This window comes from Devosia sp. (assembly GCF_017307565.1).
Taxonomy (GTDB): Bacteria; Pseudomonadota; Alphaproteobacteria; order Rhizobiales; family Devosiaceae; genus Devosia.
Genome location: NZ_JAFKHD010000160.1, coordinates 1 through 5,436, shown reverse-complemented (window position 1 = coordinate 5,436; position 5,436 = coordinate 1). Strand labels below are relative to the sequence as shown.

Annotated in this window: 5 protein-coding genes; 4 read left to right on the top strand and 1 reads right to left on the bottom strand. The window is 62.7% G+C overall.

Going from position 1 to position 5,436, the window contains the following annotated elements:
- A partial coding sequence (locus J0I64_RS04420) for an alpha/beta fold hydrolase (protein ID WP_291406398.1) occupies positions 1 to 718 on the bottom strand: 718 nt, incomplete at its 3' end.
- A gap of 236 nt (positions 719 to 954) precedes the next feature.
- On the opposite strand from J0I64_RS04420, the gene J0I64_RS04415 reads away from it, so the two are divergent.
- From J0I64_RS04415 to J0I64_RS04400, 4 genes are all read left to right on the top strand, one after another.
- Positions 955 to 1,986, top strand: a complete 1,032-nt coding sequence (locus tag J0I64_RS04415; protein WP_291406397.1) for a LacI family DNA-binding transcriptional regulator — start codon at positions 955 to 957, stop codon at positions 1,984 to 1,986.
- 150 nt (positions 1,987 to 2,136) lie between these two features.
- Positions 2,137 to 3,375: an HAD family hydrolase gene (locus J0I64_RS04410; RefSeq protein ID WP_291406396.1), complete on the top strand. Its 1,239-nt coding sequence runs from the start codon at positions 2,137 to 2,139 to the stop codon at positions 3,373 to 3,375.
- A gap of 89 nt (positions 3,376 to 3,464) precedes the next feature.
- Positions 3,465 to 4,820: an oxygen-independent coproporphyrinogen III oxidase gene (gene hemN / locus J0I64_RS04405; RefSeq protein WP_291406395.1), complete on the top strand. Its 1,356-nt coding sequence runs from the start codon at positions 3,465 to 3,467 to the stop codon at positions 4,818 to 4,820.
- Between the two features lie 66 nt (positions 4,821 to 4,886).
- Positions 4,887 to 5,351, top strand: a complete 465-nt coding sequence (locus J0I64_RS04400) for an SgcJ/EcaC family oxidoreductase (protein ID WP_291406394.1) — start codon at positions 4,887 to 4,889, stop codon at positions 5,349 to 5,351.
- Positions 5,352 to 5,436: the final 85 nt, after the last annotated feature.

Genomic DNA, 5,436 nt, shown 5'->3' with positions numbered 1-5,436 from the left:
GGTCGAGCGGGTGCGAAGCGATCATCTCGTCGAACCATTTGAGGCTCAGCTGCTGGGTCTGCCCCCAGGGCGTCACGAACGCGCCATAGCCCTGCGGCCCCGAAGCATCGGCGTAGAGCCGGTCATACTCGGCCTGACCACCGAGAAAGCCCACCATCATGTCCTGGCCCCAGTCGGCCGACGGCGCCAGGAGCGCCATGGCCCGATAGGGATTACCCTCGGCGCTACCGATGGTCAGGGCAATGCGCCCGCCCATGCTGTACCCAAAAATCCCCAGCCGGCCGGCATCGACCGCATAGTTGTCGAGGATATATTTCAGGCTCGCATTGGAGTCCGAGATCATGTTGGAGAGATAGCCCTCGGTGAACGGCTCCTTGCTGTCGCCCGAACCAGGAAAATCCATGCGAATGGTCAGGATGCCGCGATCGGCCAGCGCCTTGGCCACGCCGCCGAAGCCGCCGTTTTCCTGTCGCCCACCGCCATGGCCATGGTTCATCACCACCGCCGGAAACGGCCCCTCGCCGTCCGGCACCACCACCGTCGCCGGCACCGCGCGGGCCCCGTTCATCACGGTAATATCCTCGACCGTTTCCGCCTGCGCCGCCACGCCGGAGGCGACCAAAATACCGGCGGCAAGAACGATGGGCGCTGCCGAGAGCCTGCGCGTGCTATCCGCGCGACCAGCTTTGGCGCGACCGGGCCGAGATGCGAGAACCATGATTACCCTCCTGAGGTCTAAGTCTCGCGCTCCAGCCTATATTTTCGATTGCGACGGGCAAGGCCCCATCGCTGCGTTGCCCCCCATTCACGCGCGACGGCCAAAATTCTCTCCCCGCCCCACAAAACTTCTGTAAACGTATTCAGGAAATCCGCTTGCAGGTGACTTTGGCGCATGACGAAGCATTGTCGAATTCGCGCATCGGTTAGTCTCCATGCGAACAGTCTGCTACCGAAATGGTGACCATCAAGGACGTTGCGCGCCTCGCTGGTGTTTCCATCGCCACCGTGTCGCGGGTGATCAATGGCTATGCCCATGTCCGCCCCGAAAGGCGCGACGCGGTCAACCGCGCCATCGACACGCTCGGCTATCGGCGCAACGGCCTCGCCAGCTCCTTCCGCACCCAGCAGTCCAACATTGTCGGCGTGCTCCTCCGCCAGCAGCGCACCCCATTCTCGAGCGCCCTCGCCTATGCCATCGAGACCACCATGTTCGATCAGGGCTATCGCGTCCTGCTCTGCTCCACCAATGGCGACCCTGATCGCGAGCGGGCCTATATCGAGACCATGCTCGACATGCGCGCCCAGGGTGTCATCATCCGCCCCTCCGGCGCCGCCGCCCGCACGGCCCGCAATGTCGAACGGCTGCGCGATCAAGGGATTGCTGTGACCTTTGTCGACATGAAGCCCAACATTCCTGCCGTCAGCGCCGTCGTCTGCGACAACTTTGCCGGCGGCTACGAGGGCATGCGTCACCTGATCGGCCTTGGCCATCGCCGCATCGGCATCGTCGCCGGCAGCCTCGCCCAAAAGGGTGGCAGCCAGGATGTCGGCAGCGAGCGCGTCCGGGGCATTCGCGCCGCCGCCCGGGATCTGGCGCCCGATGTCGCACCCATCTTCTCGCCGCCCTTCGAGCAGTCGAGCTTTGAAACCGGCCGCGAGATCGGCGCCGAAATGATCGCCCACAATCCCGACATGACCGCCATCTTTGCCACCACCGACATGCTGGCCATCGGCGTCATGCACGCCGCCCACGCCATGGGACAGACGCTGCCGCGTGACCTCTCGATTCTCGGCTATGACGGCGTCATGGAATCCGCCGTCACCTTCCCCACGCTTTCGACCATGGCCCAGCCGATCCACGAAATGGGCGAAATCGCCGCTCAGACGCTGGTCGACCATATGCAAGATCCTAGCCGCGCCCCGCGCCAGGTCATGCTCGAAAACACCCTGATTGAGCGCGCCTCGACCATGCCGCTCGCCAACTAATCCCCGCACCTCCCCGCGCCCCCATAATGCCTTTCCACTGCCGCGGGGAGCCACCAACATGCCAAACCAGCCAAGACGCGCATCTTGCGGTCCATTCTTGAAAACGATTACAAGAATATGCGCCACGTCACTGTTTCAATGGGAGGTCTCATGTCGTCGCCAAACCGGATAGCCACCAGTGCCGAACTCGACCTCGCCCGCCGTCTCGCCCCGGTCATTCGCTTCAGCGACAACGAACCATTCCTCCCGAGCCGTGTCGGCATCACCGTCCTGACAGCGCCCGGCCGCTCCCCCTCCGCCGTCCTCGACATCACCTTCGAACCGGGCGTCACGAGGGTCGTGGAATATGCCATCTGGTGGGACTGGGACATCCAGCACCTCTACGAACTCGAACACATCTGGCTCAAGCTCGACGCCTCGGACAGGGTGGTCGCCGTAGAAGCCAGCGCCCACGGCGGCATCTTCCCAATGGCTTTTGAAAACAAGGCCTTGCCATTCGAAAACGGCCGCGTCACGCTCTTTTCCGCGCCCGGCAAACACGCCTTTTCCGCCACCGCCGAGGGCCAGTCGCCCGCCGCAGAAATCACCACGGTGAGCTGTCGGGAATTGGCCGGCCGCGCCACCATCCTCGTCAATGACATGTTCCGCGACGCCCTCGCTGACCTCACCGCCGAAGACCATCGCGCCGTCAAACGTTACCTTCAGACACGCGCCTTCCTGCCCTCCTTCACCTTCAACCAGCGCTTCGATCTCTCCTCGGTCGAATTCATTGCCTGGCCCGATCTGGTCGAATGGATTCCGGGACGCGTAAGGACAGTGCTTGCCGAGGTTCGGCAAAGCCAACCCCTTCTTAAAGCTGTGTTTCTCGATAGCGGCGACACGCTCGTCAACGAAGCGACCGAAATCTTTGACGCCGAAGGTTACGTCATCGAAGCCGGACTTATCCCCGGTGCTCTCGAAATGGTGCAAAATCTCACGCGTGAAGGCTATCGCCTCGCCCTTGTCGCCGATGGCCGCGTCCGCAGCTTCGCCACCGTGCTCGGCGGCCACGACATCGCGCCGCATTTCCACGCCCAGATCATTTCCGAAACCGAAGGCTGCGAAAAACCCGACCCCCGCATGTTCCGCCAAGCCATGGCAGCCATGGGCCTCGAAGACAGCGACGGCGTCGTCATGGTCGGCAATCACCTTGAGCGCGACATCGCCGGCGCCAATGCCCTGGGGATCACCACCATCTGGCAAAGCTGGTCAAAAAAGCGCAGCCACACTCCCGCCAACGCTCAGGAAGTGCCGGACTATACCATTGGAACTCCAGGCGAATTGCCAACCCTGCTCGAAGAAATCGAACGCCAGATGGCTCGCCGCCAGATGAACCCCAAACCGGAATAGTCCCGAAACCCGCCACGGTTTGATCCGCATCAATCCCGTTTCCGCACCGGGTGCTATTGGCCGTCCTGTCAATCAAGTCAGGTGCGGCAATGCAGGACGAAACCTTTGCGCTGGTGGAGAAATATTCAACGCCGGTCCCCCGCTACACGAGCTACCCGACCGCGCCGCATTTTCACGCCGGCGTGGATACGAAAACCTATGCCCGCTGGCTCGCCGCCCTGCCCGAACGCGCAAGCATCTCGCTTTACCTGCACATCCCCTATTGCGACCGGCTCTGCTGGTTCTGCGGCTGCCACACCAAACACACTCTCCGCTACGAGCCGGTAGCCGAATATCTCCTCGCGCTCTACGACGAAATCGCATGGGTTTCCAAGCAGTTGCGCGGCCGCGGCGTGGTCACCGCCATCCACCTCGGCGGCGGTTCGCCGACCCTGCTGGCCCCGGAAGATTTCCAGATGCTGCGCCGGCACCTCGCCGATAATTTCAACCTCGCGCCCGATGTCGAAGTCAGCATCGAGATCGATCCCAACGACATCGACCACGGCCGCTACGATGCCATGGCCGCCTTTGGCCTGACCCGCGCCAGCATTGGCGTGCAGGATTTCGATCCCCTGGTGCAGAACACCATCAACCGCATCCAGACCTTTGAGCAGACCCGAAGCGTCGTCGACGCCATGCGCCAGCGCGGCGTCCGCTCGGTCAATCTCGACCTCCTCTATGGTCTGCCGCACCAGACCGAAGAAGGGCTCAAAAAGACCATCGCGGCGGCCCTGTCTCTCGCCCCCGATCGCGTCGCGCTCTTCGGCTATGCCCATGTTCCCTGGATGAAAACGCACCAGAAAATGATCCCCGAAACGGCCCTGCCGGACCGGCACGACCGCTTTTCCCAGGCACAACTGGCCGCCGACCTCCTGCGCGCCGCAGGCATGGAAGCCATCGGTTTTGACCACTTCGCCATGCCATCTGATAGCCTCGCCATCGCCGCCCGCGCCGGTCGCCTGCGCCGCAATTTTCAGGGCTATACCGACGACGCCGCCGACGCGCTGATCGGCCTCGGCGCCTCCGCCATCGGTCAATTGCCGCAGGGCTACGTGCAGAACATCACTGCGACCGGCGACTACAAAAAGGCAGTCGCTGGCGGCAATGGCGCCATTGCCAAGGGCTTCGCCCTGACCCCGACAGACAAGCTGCGCGCCCACGCCATCATGACTTTGCTCTGCAAATTTGCACTGACATCCAAGGATCTAGCCGGATTTGGCGCGGCCGGCGAAGCCCTCATGCACGAGGCCGAAGCCATCGCGCTGACCGATGAAGACGGGTTGACCGAAATGAGCGAAGGGCAGGTCCGCATGACCGAGCGCGGCCGCCCCTTTGTCCGCTCCGTCGCCGCCCGCTTCGACACCTATTTCGGTCAGGGCGCCGCGCGCCATTCCTTGGCCGTCTAGAGCTTTCAGTCCGCAAAGGGTTCCACTAGAACCCTTTCAGGCGCTTCGAACGGCGAGGAAAATCCGATGACCTACAGTCCCGTGGTGGAGCCGCAAGACATAGCCAAACTGTTCGTCGAGGCCTGGGCCCGGCGCGACGCCGACAAGCTTGCCTCGCTTTTTGATGAGGACGCAGAATTCGTCAATGTCACCGGGCTTTGGTGGCATGATCGCGAAGCGATCCGCAAAGCGCATGCCTATGGTTTTGCAAACATTTTCGGCGATTCCACCCTCAGCATCATGCAACTTCGCGTCAAATCGCTGTCGCCCGATGCCGCCGTGGTCCACGCCAAATTGCGTCTGGAAGGCCAGACAGCGACCGAGCCGGGCACCAACCCCGCCCGCCGCCAGACCATCCTGTCATTCGTCGTCCATCGCCGCGACGACACCTGGAGCTGCGCTTCCGCGCAAAACACCGACATCGTCCCCCACATGGAGACGAATCTCGTCCAACCCGACGGGACCTTCCGCTCGGTGCGCTATCGCCCTTGACGGGCGAGCCGGAAAAATCCCGGCCCGCCTCGTTGGCTCAATACCCCCGATCGGCCAACCACTTCTTCATCATCGCGATCTTCTA

Excerpts from the sequence above, each read along its gene's own strand:
- J0I64_RS04415 (WP_291406397.1), top strand. The coding sequence starts at position 955 with ATGGTGACCATCAAGGACGTTGCGCGCCTCGCTGGTGTTTCCATCGCC.
- J0I64_RS04410 (WP_291406396.1), top strand. The coding sequence starts at position 2,137 with ATGTCGTCGCCAAACCGGATAGCCACCAGTGCCGAACTCGACCTCGCC.
- hemN (WP_291406395.1), top strand. The coding sequence starts at position 3,465 with ATGCAGGACGAAACCTTTGCGCTGGTGGAGAAATATTCAACGCCGGTC.
- J0I64_RS04400 (WP_291406394.1), top strand. The coding sequence starts at position 4,887 with ATGACCTACAGTCCCGTGGTGGAGCCGCAAGACATAGCCAAACTGTTC.